At 61.1% G+C, this 25,314-nt stretch carries 21 protein-coding genes; 13 read left to right on the top strand and 8 right to left on the bottom strand.

Annotation, left to right across the window (positions count from 1 at the left end; translation table 11 throughout):
* Window positions 1-11: 11 nt before the first annotated feature.
* Window positions 12-695, top strand: coding sequence for an outer membrane beta-barrel protein (locus E4631_RS19110; RefSeq protein WP_133656217.1), 684 nt, complete (start codon window positions 12-14; stop codon window positions 693-695).
* A 444-nt stretch (window positions 696-1,139) separates the two neighbouring features.
* Here E4631_RS19110 and E4631_RS26970 read toward each other — a convergent pair whose 3' ends face one another.
* Window positions 1,140-2,759, bottom strand: coding sequence for an OmpA family protein (locus tag E4631_RS26970; RefSeq protein ID WP_135318624.1), 1,620 nt, complete (start codon window positions 2,757-2,759; stop codon window positions 1,140-1,142).
* A gap of 723 nt (window positions 2,760-3,482) precedes the next feature.
* Between E4631_RS26970 and E4631_RS19100 the strand changes: the two genes are divergently transcribed.
* From E4631_RS19100 to E4631_RS19080, 5 genes are all read left to right on the top strand, one after another.
* Complete coding sequence (locus tag E4631_RS19100; RefSeq protein ID WP_133659481.1) at window positions 3,483-4,148, top strand: hypothetical protein; 666 nt, start codon at window positions 3,483-3,485, stop codon at window positions 4,146-4,148.
* Window positions 4,149-4,168: 20 nt separating this feature from the next.
* On the top strand, window positions 4,169-5,161 hold the full coding sequence (locus E4631_RS19095; protein WP_133659480.1) for a hypothetical protein: 993 nt from the start codon (window positions 4,169-4,171) through the stop codon (window positions 5,159-5,161).
* A 247-nt stretch (window positions 5,162-5,408) separates the two neighbouring features.
* Window positions 5,409-7,187, top strand: coding sequence for an OmpA family protein (locus E4631_RS19090; protein ID WP_133659479.1), 1,779 nt, complete (start codon window positions 5,409-5,411; stop codon window positions 7,185-7,187).
* Between the two features lie 145 nt (window positions 7,188-7,332).
* Window positions 7,333-8,109 (top strand): ABC transporter permease, encoded by a 777-nt coding sequence (locus E4631_RS19085; RefSeq protein WP_133659478.1) that lies wholly within the window; start codon window positions 7,333-7,335, stop codon window positions 8,107-8,109.
* A gap of 187 nt (window positions 8,110-8,296) precedes the next feature.
* On the top strand, window positions 8,297-9,130 hold the full coding sequence (locus E4631_RS19080; protein ID WP_133659477.1) for an ATP-binding cassette domain-containing protein: 834 nt from the start codon (window positions 8,297-8,299) through the stop codon (window positions 9,128-9,130).
* Here the strand turns inward: E4631_RS19080 and E4631_RS19075 are convergent.
* The 3 genes from E4631_RS19075 to E4631_RS19065 form a co-directional block, all read right to left on the bottom strand.
* The gene (locus E4631_RS19075; RefSeq protein ID WP_174805473.1) at window positions 9,127-9,270 is read right to left on the bottom strand and encodes a hypothetical protein; all 144 of its coding nucleotides are present in this window, start codon (window positions 9,268-9,270) and stop codon (window positions 9,127-9,129) included. The two genes, E4631_RS19080 and E4631_RS19075, sit on opposite strands and share 4 nt — an antisense overlap.
* Before the next feature lie 121 nt (window positions 9,271-9,391).
* Window positions 9,392-10,588: an AAA family ATPase gene (locus E4631_RS19070; RefSeq protein ID WP_166648232.1), complete on the bottom strand. Its 1,197-nt coding sequence runs from the start codon at window positions 10,586-10,588 to the stop codon at window positions 9,392-9,394.
* Between the two features lie 20 nt (window positions 10,589-10,608).
* Window positions 10,609-11,223, bottom strand: a complete 615-nt coding sequence (locus E4631_RS19065) for an AAA family ATPase (RefSeq protein ID WP_166648231.1) — start codon at window positions 11,221-11,223, stop codon at window positions 10,609-10,611.
* Window positions 11,224-11,536: 313 nt separating this feature from the next.
* Here E4631_RS19065 and E4631_RS19060 point away from each other — a divergent pair, with 313 nt between their 5' ends.
* Both E4631_RS19060 and E4631_RS19055 read left to right on the top strand, forming a co-directional pair.
* Window positions 11,537-12,892, top strand: a complete 1,356-nt coding sequence (locus E4631_RS19060) for a sigma-54 dependent transcriptional regulator (RefSeq protein ID WP_133659474.1) — start codon at window positions 11,537-11,539, stop codon at window positions 12,890-12,892.
* Between the two features lie 57 nt (window positions 12,893-12,949).
* Window positions 12,950-14,431 carry an ATP-binding protein gene (locus E4631_RS19055; RefSeq protein ID WP_133659473.1) on the top strand — a complete coding sequence of 494 codons (1,482 nt, stop codon included), beginning with the start codon at window positions 12,950-12,952 and terminating at the stop codon, window positions 14,429-14,431.
* Between the two features lie 425 nt (window positions 14,432-14,856).
* On the opposite strand, the gene E4631_RS19050 is transcribed toward E4631_RS19055, so the two are convergent.
* Window positions 14,857-15,285: a hypothetical protein gene (locus E4631_RS19050; protein WP_133659472.1), complete on the bottom strand. Its 429-nt coding sequence runs from the start codon at window positions 15,283-15,285 to the stop codon at window positions 14,857-14,859.
* Window positions 15,286-15,500: 215 nt separating this feature from the next.
* Here E4631_RS19050 and pulA point away from each other — a divergent pair, with 215 nt between their 5' ends.
* The gene (gene pulA, locus E4631_RS19045) at window positions 15,501-17,561 is read left to right on the top strand and encodes a type I pullulanase (protein WP_133659471.1); all 2,061 of its coding nucleotides are present in this window, start codon (window positions 15,501-15,503) and stop codon (window positions 17,559-17,561) included.
* A 6-nt stretch (window positions 17,562-17,567) separates the two neighbouring features.
* Here the strand turns inward: pulA and E4631_RS19040 are convergent, their stop codons facing one another.
* From E4631_RS19040 to E4631_RS19025, 3 genes are all read right to left on the bottom strand, one after another.
* Window positions 17,568-18,077, bottom strand: a complete 510-nt coding sequence (locus E4631_RS19040; protein ID WP_240735076.1) for a c-type cytochrome — start codon at window positions 18,075-18,077, stop codon at window positions 17,568-17,570.
* A 118-nt stretch (window positions 18,078-18,195) separates the two neighbouring features.
* Window positions 18,196-19,254, bottom strand: coding sequence for a glycosyltransferase (locus tag E4631_RS19035; protein WP_133659470.1), 1,059 nt, complete (start codon window positions 19,252-19,254; stop codon window positions 18,196-18,198).
* A 155-nt stretch (window positions 19,255-19,409) separates the two neighbouring features.
* The gene (locus E4631_RS19025) at window positions 19,410-20,468 is read right to left on the bottom strand and encodes a lysylphosphatidylglycerol synthase transmembrane domain-containing protein (RefSeq protein WP_166648230.1); all 1,059 of its coding nucleotides are present in this window, start codon (window positions 20,466-20,468) and stop codon (window positions 19,410-19,412) included.
* Between E4631_RS19025 and ruvC the strand changes: the two genes are divergently transcribed.
* From ruvC to E4631_RS19005, 4 genes are all read left to right on the top strand, one after another.
* The gene (gene ruvC, locus E4631_RS19020) at window positions 20,430-21,080 is read left to right on the top strand and encodes a crossover junction endodeoxyribonuclease RuvC (RefSeq protein WP_133659467.1); all 651 of its coding nucleotides are present in this window, start codon (window positions 20,430-20,432) and stop codon (window positions 21,078-21,080) included. The two genes, E4631_RS19025 and ruvC, sit on opposite strands and share 39 nt — an antisense overlap.
* A gap of 168 nt (window positions 21,081-21,248) precedes the next feature.
* Window positions 21,249-21,698 carry a carboxypeptidase regulatory-like domain-containing protein gene (locus tag E4631_RS19015; protein WP_133659466.1) on the top strand — a complete coding sequence of 150 codons (450 nt, stop codon included), beginning with the start codon at window positions 21,249-21,251 and terminating at the stop codon, window positions 21,696-21,698.
* A gap of 539 nt (window positions 21,699-22,237) precedes the next feature.
* A complete protein-coding gene (locus E4631_RS19010; protein ID WP_135318623.1) occupies window positions 22,238-22,492 on the top strand; it encodes a carboxypeptidase regulatory-like domain-containing protein in 255 nt (84 codons plus the stop codon).
* 162 nt (window positions 22,493-22,654) lie between these two features.
* A complete protein-coding gene (locus tag E4631_RS19005; RefSeq protein ID WP_133659464.1) occupies window positions 22,655-25,291 on the top strand; it encodes an ATP-binding protein in 2,637 nt (878 codons plus the stop codon).
* Window positions 25,292-25,314 lie beyond the last annotated feature (23 nt).

Genomic DNA, 25,314 nt, shown 5'->3' with positions numbered 1-25,314 from the left:
CTCTTTCAAGTATGAAAACCTTACTTTACCTGGCCGCCAGCCTGTTAGGCGGGTTGCCGCTGGCCAGCCACGCGCAAACTACTGCGCTGCCGGCGGCGCCCCACTTCTACGGGGGGGTAGGCGTGTATAGCAGCACCAATCAGAATTTGGGTGGCTGGTACGGGCAGGCGCGCGTTCCGGTGCAGGGGGTGGTGGGCTACCAGCTGCGGCCGCGCTTGGCGGTGCAGCTGGGCCTGGCCTACAGCGGCAACAGCAACAGCTACGCTTACTCGCTTTTTTATGGCTCTTCCTACCCGTCGCCGCCGGTCACGGGGGTAGATTATGCCGGCACCTACCAGGAGCGCAGCACCACCACCACGCTGCTGGCCCGCTACGGGCTCACGCGCAAGCCTACCCACCGCTTTCAGGCCGATGTGCTGGGGGGGGCCAAGTTTGAGTATGCCCGTTACCGCAACACCGGCACCCAGACTACGCACGACCAGGCCGTGCCGGTCGTCACGGCTTATGAAAGCCCGGATACTTACACGCAGCCGTCGCTGAGCCTGGGCATTGGGCTGCGCTACCGGCTGGTTTCGCGGCTAGAGGCTGCGTATGACTTCACGCTTGACCTGCCACTGACGCATCGAGATTATTACATCAACCGCCTGCAAAGCACCTCGACTTTGAGCCTGCGCTACCACTTCAACCCCGGCTAGGTAGGCCCATCCTTCGCCCTTTTAGCAAAAGCGACTTTTCATTTTGACTGAAACAACCTCCCGTTTGGCCTCGCGCCGGGCGGGATTTTTTGGGTCAGGACTTAGGCAGCTGAGGGTCGGTTAGAATCAGATTTATCACTTAGCGCGATTTTCAAGTCCGGGTACGGGCTCCGGTCCGACGGCTCCGCTGGCCGACCAGTTGTCGTGGGAGCAAGGACTGCACGACTGGCCATGCGGCGCATACGTCAACCGGTCGGCCGGCTCCGCCGCCGGACCGGAGCTGGCAACTGCAGTATCCACCCAACTGCGTAAGCCCTGTTGCTTTATGGGAAGCGATAGTTCCATTCATCGGGTAGCGAGCCCTTCCCTACCCCCCATAAAAAAAGCAGCCCGCTCCAAGGTGGAGCGGGCTGCCTATTAACTCAGCTTTGCAGCTAGGGGCGCTTACTTCTTGCGAGCAGGGGCCTTCTTCATCGGCGACTTGCGGCTGCGGGGAGCACCCGTGCCAGTCGTCTTCTTGCCGGGCAGCTTCTCACCTGCCGAGCGGATTTCCGAGATGCTCGGGGCAGCGCCATACTTGGCTTCGGCCGCGTTGGTTTCGCCCGTCAGGTAGGGGTCGAAGTCTACGCGGCGGTTCAGGGCCTGGCCGGCAGCCGTGGTGTTGCTGGCAATCGGCTTGGTTTCGCCGTAGCCACGGGCCTCGATGCGGTCGGCCGAGATACCCTTATCGAGCAGGTACTTACGGGCCGAAGCGGCACGCTCGTAGCTCAGGCGCAGGTTGTAGTCGTCGGCGCCTTTGCTGTCGGTGTGGCCGGCAATGCTGAGGCTGTAGTCCGGGTAGTCATTCATAATCTGCACCATCTGGTCCAGCTTCGAGTACGACGAAGATTTCAGCGTAGCCTTATTGAAGTCGAAGTTGATGTATTTCGTGGCCTCGTTGAGGATTTTCTTGGCTTCTGCCTTAATCTCGGGGCAGCCTTTGTTGCTGGCGGGGCCGGCACGGTCGGGGCAGCGGTCCTGGAAGTCGGGCACACCGTCGCCGTCGCGGTCGAGCGGGCAGCCAGTGGCGTCCACTTTTACGCCAGCCGGGGTATCGGAGCACTTATCTTGGTAATCGGCTACACCGTCACCGTCGGTATCAAGCGGGCAACCCGAGGCATCGACGCGCACGCCGGCCGGGGTGTTGGGGCACTTGTCGTCGGCATCGGCTACACCGTCGCCGTCAGCATCGGGGCAGCCTTGCAGGGCGGCCAGGCCTTTCACGTCGGGGCACTTGTCCTGGTAGTCAGCTACACCGTCACCGTCGGTGTCAATCGGGCAGCCGTTCACGTCCACCTTCACGCCGGTTGGGGTGCCGGGGCATTTATCCTTTTTATCCGATACGCCATCGCCGTCCGCATCCTTGGCCTTGCCTAGGTTGGCACGCAGGCCAGCCGAGAAAGTCAGGTAGCGGTCCTTCTTATCCCAGAATGTCGTTGCGTTGTTGTCTACCCCATCGAGGCGAGCATCGCTGGTTTGCATGTACGACTGGCTGGCCTGTAGAAACAGGATAGCCGACTCGCCCAGGTGGAAGTCCAGGCCACCGCCAATCTGGCCGGTGAACGTGCCGAAGCGGGTGAAGTTGTTGCCCGAGGTAGGCGTAGCGTAGCGGTCCGTCGCTACCCAGGCAAAGCCCGGCTCAATCAACACGTAGGGGTGCAGAAAGAAGTTATCGTTGATGGGCGCTTTAATCTTGAAGCCCAGGCCGGCACCGTAGGTCTGCGCCCTAAAGCGACGACCAGCGCTGTTGAACTTGTCCTCCTCAGCAGGGCTGCGCAGGCGGGTATAGTCCAGGTCTAGCTTGATGTCAAGCACCTTGCCAATGTAGCGGTTGATGTCGATGCCCCCGCTGTAGGGCATGTTCTTGAACTCGAAGAAGTTGTTGCCCAGGTCGCCGCGGTACTGCGTGGCGTTTGCGTGCAAGCCAATGGCCGTTTTGCGGTCCGCCGTCTGGGCGTTGGCAGTGGATGCAGCGGCTAACAGGCCGAGTCCAAAAAGCAATGTTTTAGGAGAAAAATATCTCATAAGACAGGGGAAAAAAGGTAAAAAAAACAAGTAAACTGTTCACTATGTGGCAGAAGCAGAAAAGAAGCGCTAGCCACTCTCGTGAGGCTATTTTTCGCAGCTGCTATTCAATTGGTGCTAAAAACTACTTACGTACTCAGTCAGCGACGAGGATGAAATTAGCACTCCGTATGTGGCTGCCTAAACGGATATTGAGCAAGTTTGGCTGATTTTGGCACTATAATATGATAAAATTGACAGGAAAGAACAGGTCAAAACCTTGGTATACAGCCAAACATTATGCGCAAAAAGGTGAGGTGCGAGTTGCTAGCCAACGCAGCAGAGGGTGGTTGGGGGGTTCTCGCTTTTTGCCAAGGTTTCGGCTGCTACTTGGGTAGCCTGGCTTGCTACCGCCTTCTTTGCGGCAGGGCTATCCCAACTTCTACAGTGGTTGTGAGGTGCTGTACGCTGGTGCGGCGTCAGTGCGCGCCTTCCCAACCGCACGAGCAGGTACTAAATAATGGGAGCCTGAACTGCGTGAAGTACCCAAGCAATTTGCCTTTTTAGCAAAAACTGCTTTCCATTTTGAAAAAAACAGTTCCCCGCTCGGCCTTGCGCCGGGCGGGATTTTTTATTCATCATCCTGATTAACTGATTTTTATATAAAATAATCTTTCACTTTTTCTGAATCGGCACTGGTCTTGGCATTAGGTACACATCCCTCACCTACTAGCCCACACCGACATGGCCATTCTCGATAACCTGGCGAAAGCCGCCAAAGACTTCTTCGTCGAGCCCGACGGCGAAGCCCCGGCCGCTGCCGCCCCGCGCGTGGCCGTGCCGCTGGCCATCCCTACCCCCCCACTCACAGGCTTACCGCCCGGCAGCACCCAGCCCGAGCAGCGCCACCTCGACCACATTGCCCAATTGCTGGCCGGCGACGGCCGCGATTTCGGGGCCTTCACCAAGATGGTGAAAAGCCTGGCCGCCAGCGGCCTCAGCGGCCCGCTGCTCTACCAAACGGCCTTCAACGCCTTCGCGGCCGTGACGGGCACCGACCTCCCTACCCTCCTCACCTCGGCCGATGCGCTGGCCCAGAAGTTGGCCGACGACCGCGCCCGAATTCAGGAGCGCCACCGCGAAAAAATGGGCGACACGGTGCCGCTGCAAGGCAAGCCCGGCGCCCTGGCCCAGCTCCGCAACCAAGAAGCCCAGCTGCAAGCCGACGTGGCGGCCCTCACCCAGCAACTCACTGAGAAGAGCCAGCAGCTGACCGACACCCAGCAGCAGCTGCACCAGGAAGCCACCAAGGCCCAGGCCGCGCTCGCCAGCTACGAGCTGGCCCACGCGGCCGCCGTGGCCGAGCTGCAAGCCCACCAACAAGCCACTAAATCCTTTTTAATCAAATAACTAAACCCCCTTTCTGAGCCATGAAAACCTTGCTTTCCAATGACCTCGCCTCTACCCTGCCCAAGTGGCAGCAACCCGAAAAGGTAGCTGGCTGGGTGGTGCTGGCGGCCGGCGCCGGTGCCGGCGTGTACTACTGGGGCAAAATCGTGCCCTACCTCGTTGACATCGTGTTCAATAGCGTGAAGCTGGGCATCGGGCTGGGGGCGCTGTTCGTGCTGTTTTTGCTGGCGACGAACAAGCGCATTCAGACCGGGCTCTGGTACGCCGGGCAACGCGTGCTGCGCACGCTGGCGGGCATTTTCGTCAACACCGACCCCATCGGCATCATGGAGGACTATATCTCGAATACCGAGAAGGAGGCCCGCCAGATGGAGGGCGAAATCGGCCACATCGAGGGCGCCCACGAGCTGGTGAAGCGCAAGCTCGCCGCCAACGACCAGCAGATGAAGGAGTACCTAGCCCTGGCCGACTCGGCCACCCGCCAAAACGAAAAGGACGCCGCCGAAGCCTACGCCAGCCGCGCCGCCCAAATTCTGGACTACAACCAGCGCCTGCAGCCGATGGCCACTACCACGGCCAACGTGAGCGTGGTGATGCGCCAGATTCTGAAAGCCGCCCTGCGCCAGATTGACGGTAGCAAGTTCAAAGTGGGCCTGCTGAAAGACGAATACGAGCTCGTGAAACGCACCAGCTCGGGCATGCGCGCCGCCATGAACATCCTGCGCGGTGACCCCGACAAGAAGTACTTCTTCGACCTGGCCACCGACCGCGTGGCCCAGGACATGGCCCAGCAGCTTGGCCAAATCAAGCAGGCCATGCGCTACTCGCAGGAGTTCGTGAAGGAGATGGACATCCAGAACGGCGTGATGAGCGAGAAGGGCCAGCGCCTGCTCGACCGCTACCAGAAAGGCGACTTCAACGCGCTGCTAACCACCGATAAAACCCCGGTTGCTACGTCCGTAGCCGCCACTAAAAAACGCTCCGATGATGCCTATTCTAGCCTGCTTGATTAGTGGCTGCCTGGCGCTGCTGCTCGTGGCGGTGCTGCTATAGCCGACCGCCGACCCAACCGGGGCACCTCACCCCCTGCTCCCTCTCCCGTGGAGAGGGGGAGCCTGACGCCAAAGTGTCGTTCGCGCATGGCCGGTGCCCCCTCTCCACGGGAGAGGGGGTCAGGGGGTGAGGTTCACCCGGCCGCGCATTCCCCCATCTTTTTCAACAACTTATTCACCCGCAGACTAAAAGTCCGCGCTACTAACAATGACAACTCGTGGTAAAATCGTACTCGGCGCAATCGTGTTTGCCCTGCTGTACTTTGGCATCAATAAGCTGATTGCCAGCAATAAAATCTTCCAGAAAGCCGATACGCAGTCGGTGCTGCTTAGCTCGATTGAGCTGCCGGCGGCACCCAGCGGCAGCCGCGCCACGCTGGTGGTGCCGCTGGCCCCGCTGCCCGGCACAGCCCCCGCCGAAAACGGCGTGCCTGTGGTATGGGAAGTGATGGCCTGGAACTCGCAGATGGCCGGGATGCTCGCCAACGGCGGCGCCCGCACCACCATGGGCTCGGCCCTGGCCGCCAATAAAATCGACATGCAGATTGTGCGTCAGGACGACGTATCGAAAATGCAGGCCGACCTGGTGAAAAATGCCCTCGACCTGCAAGCCAACCCCAACACGCCTGGCCTGATTGTGAGCATCATGGGCGACGGCCTACCCGCCTTCTCGGCCATGCAAAGCCAACTGGAGAAAGCCGGCACCAGCCTGCAAGTCATCCCCTACTCGGTGGGTAAGAGCTTTGGCGAAGACAAGCTGATGGGGCCGAAGGAATGGCTCGACAACCCCAAGGCGGCGCTCGGCAAAACTATTGCCTGCTACCTGCGCGACGGCGACCAGAACATTGCCCTGAAATGGTGCGCCGACAACGGCCTGAAAGTGAACCCCGACGAAACGACCTACGACCCCGAAGCCGTGAACTTTATGGCCGCCAGCGACTTCCTGGTGGCCGCCGAGAAGTATATCGTGGGCAAGCCCGAATCGCGCACCAAGGTGGTGAGCGGCCACAGCACCGGCGTGAAAGTGGACGTGGTGGCCGACGCCGTGGCTACCTGGACGCCCGGCGACGTGAACATTGCCAAGCAAAAAGGCGGCCTCGTGAACATCGTTTCGACCAAGGATTATTCGAACCAGATGCCCAACATCATGGTGACCACCAAGCGCTGGTACGACGCCCACCAGCCGGCCGTGCTGAGTTTGATGACCGCCTTCGCCGTGGCCGGCGACCAGGTGAAAAGCCACCCCGAAGCCCTGACCCGCGCCGCCGACATCTCGGCCCAGGTCTACGGCGACCAGGACAAGCCCGGCGCCTACTGGCTGAAGTACTACAAAGGCACCAGCGAGGCCGACCGCACCGGCCAGGTGGTCGAATTGGGGGGTAGCAAAGCCTTCAATTTCAGCGATAACCTCACGTTGTTTGGACTCGACAACGGCGGTACCAACATTTACGCCGCCGTGTACAAGACCTTCGGCGACGTGCAGCGCAAGCTCTACCCCAAGGAATTGCCGAGCTACGTGCCGCTGGCCAACATGCTCGACCTGAGCCTGCTGCGCAAGCTGCAAGCTCAGTACAAGGGCAAGAACCTGGCCCCCGCTGAAACTCAGCAGTTCACGGCCGACGACGAAATCCGCCGCAGCGTGAGCAAGCGCGCCTGGAACATCGAGTTCAACACCGGCCAGAGCACCTTCACGCCCGCCGCCCAGCGCGAGCTGAGCACGCTCTTCGACGACCTCGTAGTAGCCGGCCGCCTCAAAGTGGCCGTGCACGGCTACACCGACAACACCGGCAACCCCACTGCCAACCAGCAGCTCAGCGAAGCCCGCGCCGAGGCCGTGGCCCACTGGCTCGAAACCAAGAGCGCCAGTGCCTTCCCGCAGGGCCGCGTGCAGGTGTACGCCCACGGCGCCGCCGAGCCAGTAGCCACCAACGCTACGGAAGCCGGCAAGGCGCAGAACCGCCGCGTGGAGGTGGTGCTGGGGAATTGACCTAACCCGCCCTCCTGTCATTGCGAGCCTGCGAAGCAATCGCACTAGAACGAAACTCACGCTGGTCGTTCGCCTATCGTTCTGGTGCGATTGCCGCGCTTCGCTCGCAATGACAAACGGTTTTTAACAACTCTTCCATAAAACCATGAACACCTTATTCACCCCCAACGCTCACCCGCGCCGCGCCATGCTGGCCGCGCTGGTGGCCGGCCAGGTGCTGGCTTTACTAGCGCTGTGGCTGTTTTTCCCGCTTCAGCTGTTCCCCAGCCTTGGCGACGTATTTCGCGCCCTCGGCGACCTTATTACTACCCAGGGGCTGCTGCCCGAGCTGTGGGCCAGCCTGCTAACGGCCTTCCAGGCGCTGGGTATTGCCACGGTTTTGGCGCTGTTTATCTCTTATCTCACGGCCCTACCCTTCTTCCGGCCGCTGGCCTTCGCGGCGAGCAAGCTGCGCTACCTCACCCTCACCGGACTCACGTTTTTTATGGCGCTGCTGCTCTCTTCGGGGCACCAGGTGAAGCTCTCGGTGCTGGTGTTTGGGGCTACGGTGTACCTCGTTACGGGCATGACGCGCGTTATTCTCAGCACCACGCAGGAGGAGCTGGACCACGCCCGCACCCTGGGCCTGGGCGAGTGGGGTAGCTTTTGGGAAGTGGTGGTGCGCGGCAAGCTGGCCGACATGCTCGAAGTAGTCCGCCAGAATTTCGCCATCATCTGGACGCTCATCACGCTGGTCGAAACGCTGTACCAGTCGGAAGGCGGCATCGGGCTCTTGCTTTATAAGCAAAACCGCTACCTGCACCTCGACGGCGTGGTGGCCATTCAGCTGGTCATTCTGGCCGTGGGCGTGGCCCAGGACTACGGCTTTGAGGCGCTGCGAAGGTCGTTTTTTCCTTACGCGGGGCTGGGGGCGGCTACTTAATAGTTCGCCTTCCGCAGGCGCCTCCCCCCCGGCCCCCTCTCCGAAAAGGAGAGGGGGAGCCTGACGAATATTTTTTCTGTCTTTTACATCACTCAACCCACCGCTTCAACCACGCCGCCGTGGCTCCCCTTCTCCTTTTCGGAGAGAGGGCCGGGGGGTGAGGCGAACCGTTGAACGATAACTCACCATGACCGCCCTACCCCACTCCTACAAAGACCCGCTGCTCACGCTGCAAGACGTGTCGATGCAATTCGGCAGCGAGGTTATTCTGCGCGACCTCAACGTGCAGGTGCTCGACGTTATCCGGCCCGGCATCAGCCAGGGGCAGGTGGTGGGCATCTACGGGCGCTCGGGCATTGGCAAGTCGGTGCTGTGCCGGCTGCTGTCGGGGCTGGCGGCGCCCAGCACCGGCACCGTGCGGGTGGGCGAAGCCCAGCAGCCCGTGCAGCCCGGCGCCGTAGGCTACGTGCAGCAGCGCTACCCCCTCTTCAACCACCTCACGCTGCGCGACAACCTGCTGCTGGCCGCCCACCGCAAGCACGACCCCGCCGAGGCCCAGGCTCGCACCACCGACTACCTCGCCCGCTTCGGCCTCACGGCCCACGCCCGCAAGTATCCGGCCCACCTCTCGGGCGGGCAGCGCCAGCGGGCGGCCATCGCGCAACAACTGCTGTGCTCCGAGCACCTTATCCTGCTCGATGAGCCGTTTTCGGGCCTTGACGTGGCTATGATTGACGAGGTGAAGCGCCTCATTTTGGAAGTGACCACGATGAATGAACTGAACACCGTGCTCATCGTGAGCCACGACATTGCCACTACCGCCGCCCTCGCCGACCGCCTCTGGCTGCTGGCCCCCGAGCGCGACCCGGCCACCGGCCAACTGCTGCCCGGCGCCACCATCAGCCCCCGTCACCAGTACAACCTGGCCCAGCTCGGCCTGGCCTGGCACCCCGACGTGGAGGCCGAACCCGAATTTACCCAGTTTGTGGAGGGGATAAAGGCAGAGATTCGGGGGAGTTAATTCGAGAGGCTGGAGTGGCAGACGCCGCAGTGCTCCACGGCAATGTCTACTTCTTCGGCACCCAGGGGGCCGGGGTCGTAGCTAAACGGTTCGAGCTGGCCGTGGGCGGCACTGGCAGCTAGGGCTTTCACTTCAGCCATTGGGCAGGTAGTGGGTTGGTTTGGAGAAGGGTAAAACCGGCGTTTCACGCGGAAACGGGCAGTTGCTTCCTCCAACCGCTAGCTGGCGCGCTAGGTTTGGCGGGGCGGGCGTTAGTATTGCTTAAACAGTGGCCTTTGACTCTTTAGACCTAAGGTTTGTCAGTAGTGTTACAATTTCTTCAGGTATGTCTTCAGGCGTAACAACACTTAATATATCAGAGTAATTAAATTTTATTTTTAATTCTCCATTTATCCAACCCATAAGTTTATTAAGAGCTTCTTTACCCATCCCATTTATTACTAGGTCTTCAAAGTCAGTACTAGACTCATAAAGCGCGCAGATTTTTTTTGCTGCACTTTTAGTTGTTTGTTGGTTTCTGAATTCGTCTTTGCCTAGAACAGCTGCGGTTTTATAAATATTATCTTCAAGAGTATCGTCATACCCATAAGACCTTAACTTAATTGTATCTTCCAGAAACTTCTGCAACTTATCTTCAATTGCACTCACTGACGTAATATGACTATAATCTCTAAATCTATTAATAGCTCTGAAAATTAAATCTGGGGACAATAAGTAATTTTCTATCTCATACCTTTCTAATACATGAAGAATAACCTTTTTCTTCTTAGCATATTGAGCAAGTTCATTCACCCAGTCGCTAGTCAAACCATCCCTGTCTCTCAAAACAGATATTTGCACCTCCTTTTTTAAGAAATTTTCAAATATTTCATGGAGCTGAAATGGTGCTTTATCATCTTTACCACGCCCCTTGATAACTGGTATTGTATTAGCACCTGTTAGAGTACCGATACCAAGAACTTGGTCGAATTTTTCCAATACGTTTGTGTTATTATCTTCTATAAAAACTAATTGACCGCTAATAACTGATTTGCCTAAATCATAAGCATCTATAGTTTCAAGAATTTTATTCTCTACTTCCGCAGAATTTATCAAAGCTTTATTAACAGCGCTAAGCGAAGAGACAGGAACTACTTCACTCGGTTCTGCTGCACGAATAATAGAAGTAGAATGAGTAGAAATAATAATTTGAATGCCTAGTTCTTTTTGTATATCACGAAGCGTCTTAGCCAACGCTGTTTGAAGATTCGGATGCAAATGTGCATCAGGTTCATCAAGAAGAACTATGCTTGAGAAGTCAGGGCAAAATCTGTAAATAGGAGTAAGTATTTGAAGGATTTGCATAAATCCACTACCAGAAGACATAAAGTCTAAAGACAGCTCCTTTTTATCACACATTTCAGAATAATGCGTAAGAACATTTAAATCGGTTTGCTCAGCAAATTCAACTTTTTCCAACTGAAAATTAAAATCATTCTTCAATCTTTTTTTAGCCTTTCAAACGCATCAGGGGTATTAACCTTGGTATCAAGCACTAGATTTCTAATAATAGTACTTACATCTCCAGAACGCATTTTATCCTGTATCACCATTGGAAACACTCGTTCCTCTGTAGATTTAAGACCTATAAAACCAGAAATAAATAACGGAGCTTTAGTATGTACTTCAGGATGATTTTGCACATCGGATGCTGAGGAAACACATTTGATATTAAAAGAACCGAAGTTCTCTCTTATCTGCATCTTAAATATATTACTTCTCTCATCCGTGAGTTCTATAACAGCACATTGGTTGATAGATGCATCTTCAGTTTTACCCCGCGAAACCTTAGCATAAAATAAGTCTCTATTATCAGAAAGACTCATTCCAGGTATGGATGTCATTCCTACACCTTTTTGTCTCACCTTATTTTGTCCAGCAGAATCTACAGTAATATAATCGTACTTATACAAAGTATTAAGTGATAGATTAATAGCTTGCATTACCGTCGTTTTGCCAGAGCTATTTTCTCCCATCAGAATAGAGAAAGGCCCAAGCTCAACTTCAATTTCCTTGAACTTCTTGAATCTCTTAATAGCTATCTTCTGAATCATGACAAGGTGCGCTTTTATGATGGGCGTGCTAAATGTACGTGCTCCCCACTGAAAATTAACCATATAGTCTTACAGTAACTTTTCAATACTCCCTACTCCCGCCCTAGCGCCTCGCGGATGCCGCCGATGCCGCCGGAGATATTCTCTAGCTGGGTGAGAACATGAAGCAGCTGGCCGCCGCTGGTGCGCAGGTGGTGGGCGAAGGTGGGGTTGCTAGCGGCCCAGCGGGTGGCTTCGGCGGGGGTAGGCTAGCCGGGCAGCTCGCGGAGCTTGTAAGTTTACTCCGATATTCCTAGCGCCAGCCCTACCCCCCATGCCCACCGGAACCCTGCTCCTCATCGACGACGAAGCGCGCTTGCGCCAGCTGCTGGCCCAGGTGCTGGAGCTGGAAGGCTACACCATGCTGCAAGCCCCCGACGCCTACCGGGGCCTAGCGCTGCTGGCCGCGCACGCCGACGAGGTGCTGGTGGTGCTAAGCGACGTGAAGCTGCCCGACGGCCATGGCGTGGAGCTGCTACCCCGCTACCGGGCCGCCGCGCCGCTGGCCGAGGTGGTGCTGCTCACGGCCTTTGGCACCATTCCCGACGGGGTGAAGGCCATGAAGCTGGGGGCGTTTGACTACCTCACCAAGGGCGATTTTGAGCAGCAATTGGTGGTAGTGGTGGAGCGCGCCGCCGAAAAGGCCCGCTTGCAGCGCCGGGTGGCCGAGCTGGAAAAGCGCGTGGGCCAGCGCCACAGCTTTGAGAGCATGATTGGGGAGGCCCCGGCCCTGCGCCGCGCCCAGCACCTGGCCCGGCAGGTGGCGCCCACCGACAGCACCGTGCTGCTCGAAGGCCCCACTGGCGCGGGCAAGGAGCTGTTTGCGCAGGCGCTGCACGAGGCCAGCAGCCGCAAAAGCAAGCCGTTTGTGGCCGTCAATTGCAGCGCTTTTCCGAAGGATTTGCTGGAATCGGAGCTGTTTGGCTACAAGAAAGGGGCCTTCACGGGGGCGCTTACTGATAAAAAGGGCCTGCTGGAAGAAGCCACTGGCGGCACGCTGTTTCTGGATGAAATCGGGGAGCTGGAACTGAATGTGCAGGCCAAGTTTTTGCGGGTGCTGGAGATGCAGCAGTTTACCAAGCTCGGCGACACCAAGCCCACGAGCGTGAACATTCGGCTGGTGGCGGCCACCAACCGCAACCTCAAGCAGGAGGCCGCCGAGGGGCGCTTCCGGCCCGATTTGTACTACCGGCTCTCGGTGTTCACCATCCTGGTGCCCTCGCTGGCCGAGCGGCCTACCGATGTGCCGGTGCTGGCCGCGTTTTTTCTGCAACATTTCGCCGCCCGGCTGGCCAAGCGCCTGCCCGGCCTGGCGCCCGACACCATCGCCGCGCTGCAAGCCTACCCCTGGCCGGGCAATGTGCGCGAGCTCAAAAACGTGCTGGAGCGCGCCGCCATCCTGGCCCCGGCCGGCGAGTTATTGGCGCTGGAATATCTGCCCGAGGAATTTCAGAGTGGGGCGCGGCCGGTTTTCGCGGGCGATGATGACAGCCTGCGGGCGCTGGAAGCCAAGCACATCAAGCGGCTGATGTTGGAATTGCAAGGCAGCAAGCCCGAGGTGGCCAAAAGGCTGGGCATCGGGCTCACGACCTTGTACCGGAAGTTGCAGGAATACGGGCTGGAGGAGTAAGGACGCGCTACCCTGGTTGCGTAATTATTTCATTGCTCTGGCTATCTACTCCGCGCTATGTCCTTAAAAACCCAAATTCGCCTGGGCGTTTTCATCATGCTAGGGCTGCTGCTAAGCCTGGGCAGCTACGTGATTGTAACCATTCACCGGCTCGAAACCGAGACGCCCAGCGTGCAGCAAACCAACGCGCTGGCCGCGCAGTGGGCGGTGTATTTTTTCTTGCTAATCAGTACCTTGCTGGGCATTGTGCTGATGGTGCGGCTGCCGCGGCTGGTCACGCGCCCACTCACGCGCCTCACCGCCGACGTGGAGCGCGTGGCCGCCCCTGGCCCCGTGACGCGCGTGGCCGTGACGCGCAACAACGAGGTAGGCTCGGTGGCCGCCGCCGTGAACCGCGTATTGCGCCAGGCCGAGGACGAGCGCCGCGCCACCCTGGCCGAATTAATTACTCAACGCAACCGCACCGACAGCCTCGTGCGCGGCCTCGACGAGGGCTTGCTGCTCATTGACCACCAGGGTATTATTGCCCTGATAAACCCCGTGGCCTGCCTGCTGCTGGGCCAGCCGGCCAAGGAATTGCTCGACCAGCCCGCCGCCGCCGTGGCCCAGCACAACGAGATGCTGCGCGAGTGGCTGCGCGCCCTCAACGCGCCCACCGCCGGCCCTACCCCCTCCGCGGAGGCCGACGCGGTGCGGCCCGCCGGGCCCGTGTTTATGGTGCGGCCGCACGGCGAAAACCTACACTACCAGCTCACGGTGAGCGAGGTGACGGAGGTGAACGAGGAGCTGAAGCGGTCGGTGCCGGCGGGCCACGTGTTTTGCCTGCGCGACGTGTCGGCTTTCAAAAATCTCGACCAGGTGAAGTCGGAGTTTCTGGCCACGATTTCGCACGAGCTGAAGACGCCGCTGGCCAGCATTAACCTGAGCCTGATGCTAATGCAGGACGAGCGCCTCGACGCCGGGCGGCGGCAGGAAATTGCGGGCGGCATCAGGGCCGAAACGCAGCGGCTGCTGGGCATGGTGGGCCAGCTCATTGAGGTGGCGCGGCTCGACGCGGGCAAGGATATTCGCCTCAACCTGGCCCCCGTGCCGCTACGCGAAGTGGTGCGCTACGCCACCGACATTGTGCGCGCCCAGCTCACCGACAAGGATTTGCGCCTGGCCGTGCACCTGGCCGAGCCCCTACCCCCCGCCCAGGCCGACGTGGAGAAAACGACCTGGGTTTTAATCAATCTGCTGTCCAACGCCATCCGCTACTCGCCGCATGGGGCGGCGCTCACCATCCGGGCGGTGCCGTGGGGCGAGATGGTGCAGCTGAGCGTGGAGGACGAGGGGCCGGGCATTGCGAAGGAGTTTCACCAGCGCATTTTCCAGCGGTTTGGGGGGGTAGTGGGGCCAGCGGGGCAGTCGCGGGGCAGCTCGGGGCTGGGGCTGAGTATTTCGCGGGAATTTATTACGGCGCAGGGCGGGCAGCTGTGGGTAGAGAGCCAGCCGGGCGCGGGCAGCTGCTTCACGTTTACGCTGCCAGCGGCGGGGTAGGAGCAGTGAGCAGTGAGCAGTGAGCAGTGAGCAGTGAGCAGTGAGCAGTGAGCAAAATATCGGTTGTCATTGCGAGCGCAACGAAGTGGAGTGCGGCAATCTTTCCTTCCCGTTAGAGTTACTAAGTGATGTTGCGCAGGCGGGTCGTTCTATCTTGCGCCTCACCCCCTAGCCCCCTCTCCGAAGAGGAGAGGAGGAACTAGTACTAGTTTAGAATTTAATGTAAATTACTGATTTTTAGAATTTTAAACTAAAGCTAGTTCCTCCTCTCCTTTTCGGAGAGGAGGCTAGGGAGTGAGGCGCACACGGAGGGCGAAAAAAACTGCGTAACATCAGTTACTAACCTAGGGAAGCGAACAACCAGGAAAGATTGCCGCGCTCCACTTCGTTGCGCTCGCAATGACAAACGGAGCGCTACCAGCGCCCTACCCCCTCACTTCGTGGCAGTGCTGGCACTGCGTGAGCCAAGCCGTGAGCGGGCCTTCTTCGGCGAAAAAAGCGACCTGATTGGTGCTGGCCGTGGGGCCGCCCATTTCGGACAATAGCCTGGGCGAGAGCAGGTAACCCAGGCACACGGGGCCGGCCAGGCGCTGGGCGGCGCGGACCAGAAACTCGTTGGTTAGCCACTGGCGGTCGGCCGCGTTGGGGGCGTTGCGGCTGCGCAAATCGACTTGCCAGAACGGGCAGTTGACCTGGCGCGCCAGCTGCAGCGTGGCGCGGTAGCCCTGCCGCAGCTCGGCGGCCGACACAGGCCGGCGCCAGCGCGCCACCAGCAGCTGCACGTCGGGGCGGTAGCGCAGCTCCAGAAAATCGGCTTCCGGGCGGAAGGGGGCAGGCGTGGGCACGGTGGTCATGGCAAAAAGGAATTGGTAACCAACGGGAGGATGCTCGTTTCGACGGCTAAGGTTGCCTGTGGTTTAGTCGACCAGGCCCTTTGTTCGGCCGGCGGCGAGGCTTTCTAGACCAACGGGCCGTTTTCTTCGGATGACGGTGGCACTAAACTAGTCCCGCAAACTGTAGCCTGCGTGAGTTGCTTACTGGGCCTGCTCACCCCACTTACTTTGCCTTCATGATTCGTCGCTTGCTGCCCCTGCTTTTTGCGTTTTCCAGTATAATGCCCGCCGCCCTGGCCCAGACCAAAACGAAAATCAAGACCAAGACCAACCCCAATTCCGCGGCGCCCTACGTCGATGCCGACCGCTACCCGCTCAGCCAGTACCCCTTCTACCAGGGGCCCGATTTGGGGCTGACGTTTGACCGCGCCGGCCAGGGCACGCTGCGGGTGTGGGCGCCCACCGCCGAGGCGCTGCGCCTGCGCCTGTACGCGGCCGGCATGGGCGGCGCGGCCACCGCTACCCACGCCATGCAGCGCGGCCCCAGCGGCACCTGGGTGCTGGCGCTGCCGGCTGGCACCACCGGCTTCTACACCGTGCAGGCCACCCTAGCGGGCCACGAAATGGCCGAAGTGGCCGACCCCTACGTGCGCGCCGTGGGCGTGAACGGGCGCCGCGGCGCCTGGCTCGACCCGGCCACCACGGCGCCCGCCGGCTGGGCCGACGACCGCCGCCCGCGCCTACCCCACCCCACCGATATCGTGGTGGGTGAGGTGAGCGTGCGCGATATTTCGGCTGACCCGCAATCGGGCATTCAGCATAAAAAGCAGTACCTGGGCCTGACCGAAACCGGCACCGCCGGCCCGCAGGGCGTGAGCACGGGCTTGCAGCACATCCAGGAACTGGGCGTGACGCACGTGCACCTGCTGCCCGTCAACGACTTCGCGGCGATTGACGAAGCCCTACCCCCCTCTTCGGCGCGCTACAGCTGGGGCTATGACCCGCTCAATTATTTTGTGCCCGAGGGCTCGTACGCCACCGATGCGCGCGACCCGGCGGTGCGCATTCGGGAGTTTCGGCAGCTGGTGCAGGCGCTGCACCAGCACCGGCTGGGCGTGGTGGCCGATGTGGTGTTCAACCACGTGGCCGATGCGGGCAGCAGCGCGTTTGAACAGCTGGTGCCGGGCTATTACTTCCGGCATACTGCCGATGGCCAGCTTTCCAACGCCACCGCCTGCGGCAACGAAGTGGCCTCGGAGCGCCCCATGGTGCGCAAGCTCATCGTGGAGGCCGTGAGCCACTGGGCCCGCGCCTACCACGTCGATGGCTTCCGCTTCGACCTCATGGGCGTGCTCGATATCGAGACGATGCGGGCCGTGCGCGTGGCCTTGGACCAGCAGGACCACGGCATTTTCGTGTATGGCGAAGGCTGGGCGGCCGGCGCCAGCCCCCTGCCCGAAAGCCAGCGCGCCGTGAAGGCGAATATGCCGCGCCTCAGCCGCGTAGCGGCCTTCGGCGATGAGCTGCGCGACGGTGTGAAGGGCCACTATGCGCATCAGGCGGAGGCGGGTTTCGTGGGCGGCCAGCCGGGCCTGGAGGAGAGCGTGAAGTTCGGCATCGTGGCTGCTACCCAGCACCCGCAGCTTGACTACCAGAAAGTTAATTACAGCAAAGCGCCCTGGGCCAGCCAGCCCGGCCAGGCCCTCACCTACGTGGCCTGCCACGACGACCGCACGCTGTGGGACAAGCTCAAAATCGCCAACCCCACGGCCAGCGAGGAGGAATTAATTAAGATGGATGCGCTCTGCAACACCATCGTATTCACGTCGCAGGGCGTGCCGTTTTTGCCGATTGGCGACGACTTTTTGCGCACCAAAAAAGGCTCATCCAATTCGTATAACCTGCCCGACAGCATCAACCAACTCGACTGGAGCCGCAAGGCGAAGTACCAGGCCGTGGCCGCGTTCTACCGCCAGCTGCTGGCGCTGCGCAAGGCGCACCCGGCCTTCCGCCTACCCACCCAGGAATTGATTGCGCAGCACCTCGAATTCCTGCCCGGCCTACCCCCCGGCACCATCGGCTACCAGCTGAAGGCCCACGCCGGCGGCGACGTTTGGCAGACGATTACCGTCTTGTTCAACGGCGGGCGCCAGCCGGCTGCCGTGCCCGTGCCGGCCGGCAGCTACAAGGTGGTGCTGCGCGGGTTGGAAATCAAGCAAAGTGGGCTGGAAACGCTGAGCGCGGGCGCGGCCGGCGTGGCCGTGCCGGGCAGCACGGCGCTGGTGCTCGTGCAGTAGCGTGGGCTAGTTGGTGGCTACGGCACCCGTAGTAGTCGGGCCTTCCTGGGCCGTAACCCAGGCCATGATATTCTGAATATTCTCGTCGGACAACTGCGGGAAGGCAGGCATCTGCTGCTTGCCATTATCGTTGAACAGCTTAACCGCATACTCGTCGCCGCTGGCGATGACTTTACTGGAGTTTTTCACCCACGGCATAAGCCACGAAATGCTGCGCCGCTTGGTAATGCCCGCCAGTGCCGGGCCTACTACTTTGTCATGCACGGCGTGGCACTGGGCACAGTTGCTTTTAAAAAGCGCATCGCCGGCCGCGATAGCCGGTGATGCAGCTACGGTGGGCGCGGGCGTAATGGGCGTGGGTGCCCCATCACTAGGCCCTGCGGTAGTAGTGACTGCGGCATTATTCTCCCCTCCAAACCCAATTAATCCGAGCGAACTCAGGGCAATCAGACCAATCAACAGCACAATGAGGCCCATACCGACGGTAATGGCAAAGCTGGCGGAGTTTGTACGCATGGCAGCGAAGGAATTAGGTGAAGAGAAAAGACCCAGGTTAAAACCACTCCACGCTCCTTTTGCTTGCTGAAAAAGTTATCTTTTCAGGAAATATTCACGCACCAACAACGCCTGCTTTTTACTGCACCTGCCGACCTTTCCAAGCGTAGCTGCCGCGCCGGGCGGCCAGGCCCACGGCCAGCGCGTAGGGCGCATATAGCAGTTGCAAGGGCAGCAGCCAGGCCAGCCAGCGGCGGCGCTTCAGCAGGCTCAGCGTGGGCCACAGCAGCCAGGCATCGGCGCCCAGCTTGAGGACCCAGGCGAGCCCTACCCAGGGCCAGAGCACCGGCCGGGCCAGGGCCAGCCCTACCCCCACCGCGAGGCTCAGGTTGGTGCCCAGCACCAGCAGCGCCAGCTGGCGCGGGGCGGCGGTGCGGTAGTGCGGGTATTTGCTGGCCCAGCGCACGCGCTGCCGCAGCAGCGCCCGCAGCGTGGCCGGCGCGGGCGTGTCTACCACGGCCCCGTCTTCGGCCAGGAAGCGCACGCCGGCCGGGTAGCGCTGGTGCATTTTGTGGAGCAGAAACTCGTCGTCGCCGCTGGCCAGGCCGGCATTGTCGAGGTAGCCGCCCACTTCGCGGAAGGTGCTGCGCCGGAAGGCCAGGTTGGCGCCGTTGCACATGGTGGGCCGACCGCGGGCGATGCAGCCCGCTCCTACCCCCCCCAGCCCGGCAAATTCCAGCCCCAGCAGCCCATCGAACCACGCCCCGCCCGGCGTGAGCCGCACCGGCCCGCTCACGAAGTGAATGGGTAATTGAGTAGCTGCGTAAATGAGGTCAGTATAGGCTTGGAGCCAGTCGGGGCCGGGGCGGCAGTCGGCGTCGGTGCAAACTACCCAGGGGGCGCGGGCCTGGGCCTCGGCAGCGGTGAGGGCGGCCTTCTTGCCGGTGTGGCCAGGGGGTAGGGCGATGAGCCGCAGGGCAAACAGGGCATTTTTGGCGGCGGCTAAGACCAGCGCGGCGGTGCCGTCAGTGGAGTGGTCGTCGGCGATGAGGACCTCGAAGGAATGAGGGGGTAGGGACTGGCTTTGCAGGGCTTGCAACAGGTGCGGCAGGGCGGCGGCCTCGTCGCGGGCAGCGATGAGGACGGAGAAAAGGAGGTCGTTCGCCAACGACACCTCACCCCCTAGCCCCCTCTCCAAAAGAGAGGGGGAACTAGTTTTTAGTTCTAAACTAGAATTAGAGGCTAGTTCCCCCTCTCTTTTGGAGAGGGGGCTAGGGGGTGAGGTGCCCCCGCGCAGCCACGCCCACACCGCGGCATATAGCGCCGGTAGCAACAATAGCCATACGCCGACCATCACCGGGCGCGGCGCTCGCGCAGCACCCGCAGGCCGGGCAGCAGCAGCAGACCCAGCGCGCTGGGCAGCGCAATATTAATGACCCACAGGCTCAGGCTGGCGCTGAGCACGGGCAGCGCCGGCTGGCCCAGCAGCCCAAAAAGGTGCGTGGCCGACAGCTCGCGCACGCCCACATCGGCCAGGGCATTGAGCGAGGGCACCAGCGACTTAAACAGGAACGTGCCGGCCACGGCGGCGGCGGCCGGCCCCAGCGGCCCGCGTACCCCGTAGGCGCTCAGCAGCAGCAAAAACTGCCCGCAAAACACCGCGTAGCGCAGCCCCGAAATGCCCAGCGTCGCATGCAGCTCGGCGGCCGAATAGGTGGGCATCACGGCTAGGTAGCGCCGGAAGCGCCGTAGCGGCCGCACCAGCGCCAGCGCCGCCAGCAGCAGGCGCGAGCGGTAGAGCGGCAGCAGCACCAGCGCGCCGCCCAGGCCAGCCGCCAGCCCTACCCCCACCTGCGCAGCCGGGTAGCCCACGAGGTAAAATTTCAGCAAGAAGTAGAGCAGGCCCGCCCCGCCCGCCAGTAGCGTGGCCACCAGCTGCGCGTAGCGACCCAGAAACACGGCGCCCACCGCATCGAGCCGGCGGCGCGAGTGCAGCTCCAGAATGCGGGCAGCATAGTCGCCCACCCGGTTGGGGGTAGCAAAGCCTAGCGTGAGGCCCAGCAGCACCGCCCGCAGGCTGCGCCCAAAGGAGTGGCCTGGCTCCAGGTGCTGCGCCAGCAATTGCCATTTCCAGGCCTCCAGGCCCCAGTTGAGGGGCACCAGGGCCAGGGCCAGCAGCACCGGCCCGCGGCCGGCGCCACCGAGCGTGGTAGCCAGCAGCTGCCGCCAGGCGGCGGCCGTGTCGGGCGCGGCAAACACCGAGTGGTAGAGCAGCCCCAGCGTGAGCAGCGTGACGCCGATTTTGGCCAGCGTGACCCAGCGCGGGCCCCGCCGGGGCCGGCCGGGGGGCGCGGGGGCGTAACTTTGGGCTACATGGCCGTTTCCCGCACTTTGCCCCCTACCCCCCTCCAACGGCTGCCCCCGGCCGAGAAGGTCATCATGGGCATCGACCCCGGCACCCAGATTATGGGCTACGCCGTCATTGAGGTGCGCGGGCAGCACGTGAAGGTGTTGCAATACGACGTCATTAATATGAAGGCCCTGGGTACGAATCACGCCGTAAAGCTAAAGCGGATTTTCACCCGCATGCTGGAGCTGATTGACGAGTTCCTGCCCGACGAGCTGGCTATTGAGGCGCCCTTCTACGGCGTGAACGTGCAGAGTATGCTCAAGCTGGGCCGGGCGCAGGGGGTAGCGATTGCCGCCGCCTTGTCGCGCGATATTCCGTTTGTGGAGTACGCGCCCACCAAGGTCAAGCAGGCCGTAACGGGCTCGGGCTCGGCCGATAAGGAACAGGTGGCCCGCATGCTGCGCCAAACCCTGGAACTGCCGCCCATTGAGGAGGCCCCCAAGTTTTTGGACGCTACCGATGCGCTGGCCGTGGCCCTGTGCCACCACTACCAGCAGGGCAACAACGTGAAGGCTGGCAGCAAAAGCTGGGGTAAGTTTCTGGAAGATAATCCGGCGCGAGCCCTCGCCACCACCGGCTCCCCGCGCAAGCCTACCCCCCGCCGGGCCGGCTAGCAGGACAGCGCGCATTTTCTCGTCGCGCCAGGCTGGCAGTTGAGCTACGAAAACCCCGCGTTCAGATAGTACTATTTTAAGGGAGGCTAGCGAACAATACATTTGCTGTAGATACATTATTCGCCCTTCTGGCAACGCACTCCCCTGCCTGCCCCTTCCCCCCTTATTATGCTTGCTACTTACTTAATCCGTACTTTTTCGGTAGCCAGCGTGGCGCTCCCGCTTCTGCTGGCGAGCCTGTCCCTGGCAGCCTCCGCTACCACCGGTCTCAGCCACCAGCCGGCCAAGCCGCGTAGCGTACCAGTTGTCCTGGCCCTGGCGGCCACTGGCTCCGCGCCGGCCGACACTACCACTTCAGCCACCCCGGCTGCCCAGCAGGTAGTGCAGCTTAAGGGCTTGGTGCTCAGTTCCGATGGCCGACCCTGCGCCGGCGCCAGCGTGTTTCCGGCGGGTGCCCCGCGGCAGCTCGTCGTGACCGATGCCAAGGGTGCTTTTACGCTACCCGTGCCAGCGGGTACGGCCCTTTCGCTGCAAGTCGAGTATTTTGGAGTGGGTAGCAGCCGGGTCGCCGTCGACAAGCCCACGGACGAGCCATTGCGCATTACGCTGGGTAAATAGCCCACGCCAACGCTCACCCGCGCTTTTTAGCCGCCTGCCATGTTTGGCAGGCGGCTTTTTAGTATCCAAGCAACAGGTATTTATACATACTACTACAGGCTACATTCAGATTGCACTAATACATTTTGAGATTGCACTGACATTATAAAAGTAATAATCCAGCTAGTAGAATATGCTATTCAGCTAGAAGAGTTAACAGCGCACAATAACTTAGCCTACTTTTATTACAGTAATTCCCCCCGGAAATACTATTTATGCTACCTCGCTCTACTATGCTAAGCCTCCGTTCTTTCTTCGTCGCTACAGTTGCATGCTCCCTGCTACTCGCCGGGCCTGCACTAGCGGCTCGCACCCTGCCGGTTGGTTCGAAAACTGACCGGCCCACCACTACTGCCCGCCGAAGTGCGACGGCCCGACCAGGCGCAGCAGCCAAGGCTGCTGCCCTGGCCGGAAGTAAGGGTACCCACCCCACCGGCGCTCCCGCAGTTGATAGTATACCGCAGCCCACCGTTGCTACTACCTCCAGCGCCCAGCCCGTAGTGGCCGAGCCGAAGCTAGTCTGCCTGACGGGCGTAGTACTCAACCCCGAGGGCCGGCCCTGCCCCGGCGTATGCGTTTTTCCGACCACCAATACCCACCAAGTAGTAGTAACCGATGCACAGGGCAACTTTCAGCTGCAAGTGCCGGCCCAAACGGCCCTGAGCCTGCAAGCCGATTGCTTTGGCTTGGGCAGCAGCCGCGTGACCATTGATGGCCATACGCCGCAACCAGTGCATATTGTGCTAGGCCGCTAAGCAGCGGCACCACCAACGCGGGTTTTCTTAGTTAAGAAGCTCCTTTCTAGCACGAAAGGAATTTTTTTTTGTATCCTTAGGTGAGCTTTGGCGGGCTCGGGGGCCGGAGGCTGGTAGCATTGCGGAGGGTGAGTACTTTAGTTCTCCCATTCGTGTTATCTTATGCTATCCTCTCCTGTTTTATCTGCCGTGGCCGACGACCCGCTCCCCTCCACTCAGCTACCCGAGCTGCAGTTGCTAGCCAGCCTGCCCGAGCTCAATCCCAACCCCCTCATAAGCCTCGATGCCAATGGCCGGCAGCTCTACGCCAACCGGGCCGCGCTGGCGCTGCGCCAGGGCCTGGGCCGCGCCGAACAGGTGCGGGTGCGCCAGCAGCTGCGGGCCATGGCGGCCCTGGGCCCGCAGGCGCACGGGCGGGCAATTATGGTGGGCGAGCGGCACTTTGATATGCAGGTGGTAGCCATGCCCGCGCGGCTTGGTTGCCTCACGCTCTTCTTGGCCGAAACAACCGAGCGGGTGCGGGCCGAGCAGCAGCTGGCTGAGCAACAAGATTTTATCAGCGCTATTCTGGATGCTACACCCAGCGCCATCTTTGTGCGCGACGCGGCCGGCCGCTTTGCGTTCGAAAACCGCACGGCTACCGAGCTGCGCGAGCTCACCGGCTACCTGCACCCTACGCAGGCCCGGCCGCCTACCCCCCACCAGGCCGCGCAACAGGCGCGCTACCTGGCCACCGATGCGCGGGTGCTGGCCAGCAACGAGCAGCTGATAACGGAATCGGAGGTGACGATGGCCTCGGGCGAGCTGCGCCATTTTTACGTGGTGAAGCGCCCGCTGAACCGGCCCGACGGCACGCGCCAGGTGCTGGTGGTGAGCACCGACATCACGGCCCAGCGGCAGGCCAGCCAGGCCCTGGCTCAGCGCGAAAAGCAATACCGCGACCTGATGATGCACTCGCAGGCGCTCATTTGCACCCACGACCTGGAGGGCCGCCTGCTCACGGCTAACCCCGCCGCCGCCGAGGTGCTGGGCCAACCCCTGGCCACGCTGCCGGGCCGCCACCTGCGCGAGCTGTGCGCGCTGGAGCACGAGCCGGGGGTAGACAAGTACCTGCGGCGCTTCGCTACCGCTGATAACCAGCGCGGTACGATGGCCCTTACCTGCGAGGGTAGCCCCCCCCGCTACCTGCTTTACGACAACCACGTGGTGCGCGAGCCCGACCAGCAGCCCTACGTTATTGGCTACGGCCAGGATATTACGGAGCGCGTGCTGGCCGAGCGTGAGCTGAAACGCGCCAAAACCGCCGCCGAGGCGGCCGTGCGGGCCCGCGAAAACTTTCTGGCCAACATCAGCCACGAAATTCGCACGCCGCTCAATGGGGTGCTGGGCATGGCCAGCCAGCTCAGCAAAACCAGCCTCGACGGGCGCCAGCAGGATTTTGTGCGCACCATCCGGCACGCGGGGCAGCACTTGCTGCACGTTATCAACGACGTGCTCGACATGGCCAAGATTACCTCGGGCAAGCTGGAGCTGGAGGCCGTGGCCTTTAACCTGTGCGACTCGATGAGCGAGGCCATGCGCCCGCTCATGGCCCAGGCCAAGGAAAAAGGCCTGCTCTTTGCCGGCACGCCGCTGCGCACTTCTTGCGCCTACCCCTGGGTACTGAGCGACCCGCACCGCCTCAACCAGATTCTTATTAACCTGGTAGCCAATGCTATTAAGTTTACTGAGCCCGGCGGGCGCATCGTGGTGATTGGCAAGCAGCTGGCCGAAACGGCTACTACCCTCTCCGTGCGCTTCAGCGTCGAAGACACGGGCATTGGCATTGCCCACAGCAAGCAGGAGCTAATTTTTGAGGGCTTCACCCAGGCGTATTCCGACACCACGCGGCGCTTTGGGGGCACCGGGCTGGGGCTGAGTATTTCGCGGGCGCTGGTGGAGCAGTTGGGCGGCCAGCTTACGCTCTGCAGCGAGGTGGGGCAGGGTAGCACGTTTGCCTTTAGCCTCACGCTGCCCAAAGCCCAGGGCACCGCCGCTACCCACGCCACCGACGCCTACGACACCGGGGCACTGCGCGGCCGGCGGCTGCTGGTGGTAGAAGACAATGAGATAAACCGCACTGTGGCCCGGCTGCTGTTTGAGGGCTGGGGCGCTATAGTGGAAGAAGCCGAGGATGGCCTGGCCGGCGTGCACCGCGTGCGCGACGATGCCCATTTGTTCGACGTGGTGCTGATGGATATTCAGCTGCCCGGCCTCAATGGGCTCGATGCCACGGCCGCCATCAGGGCGCTGCCCGACCCGGCGCGGGCGCAGCTGCCCATCGTGGCCCTCACGGCCAATGCCTTCCGCACCGACCGCGAGCGCTACCTGGCCGCCGGCATGAATGCCTGCTTGGCCAAGCCCTTTGAGGAGGAAGAGGTGTACCACACGCTGGTGCGGCTGCTACCCCCCGCCCCGGGCGACAATGCCCCGCCGTGCTACGACCTGGCCAAGCTGCGCGCCCTGGCGCGGGGCCGCGAAGAGTTTGTGGTGAAAATCATTCACTCTTTCTTGCGCAACATGCCCGACAGCCTGGCCCGGCTGCAAGAGGCCGCCACCAATGGCCACTGGGACGAGGTGGCCCGCATTACGCACCACATCAAGCCCAGCCTCGAATCGGTGGGCGTGGCCCACATAACGCCCGCCGTGCAGCAGCTCGAAGCCGCCACGCTCGCCCACCACCCGCAGCTACCCGCCGCCGCCACCCAGCTTATTGCCCAGGTGCAGCGCGTGCTGGCCGAGCTGCCGCGGGAGCTGTGAGTGGTGAGGTGGTGGCAATTAGA

Origin of the sequence: Hymenobacter sp. UV11 (assembly GCF_004684095.1) — a bacterium.
Taxonomy (GTDB): domain Bacteria; phylum Bacteroidota; class Bacteroidia; order Cytophagales; family Hymenobacteraceae; genus Hymenobacter.
The sequence above is the reverse complement of the archived record's forward strand: the minus strand, read 5'-3'. Positions and strand labels throughout refer to the sequence as shown.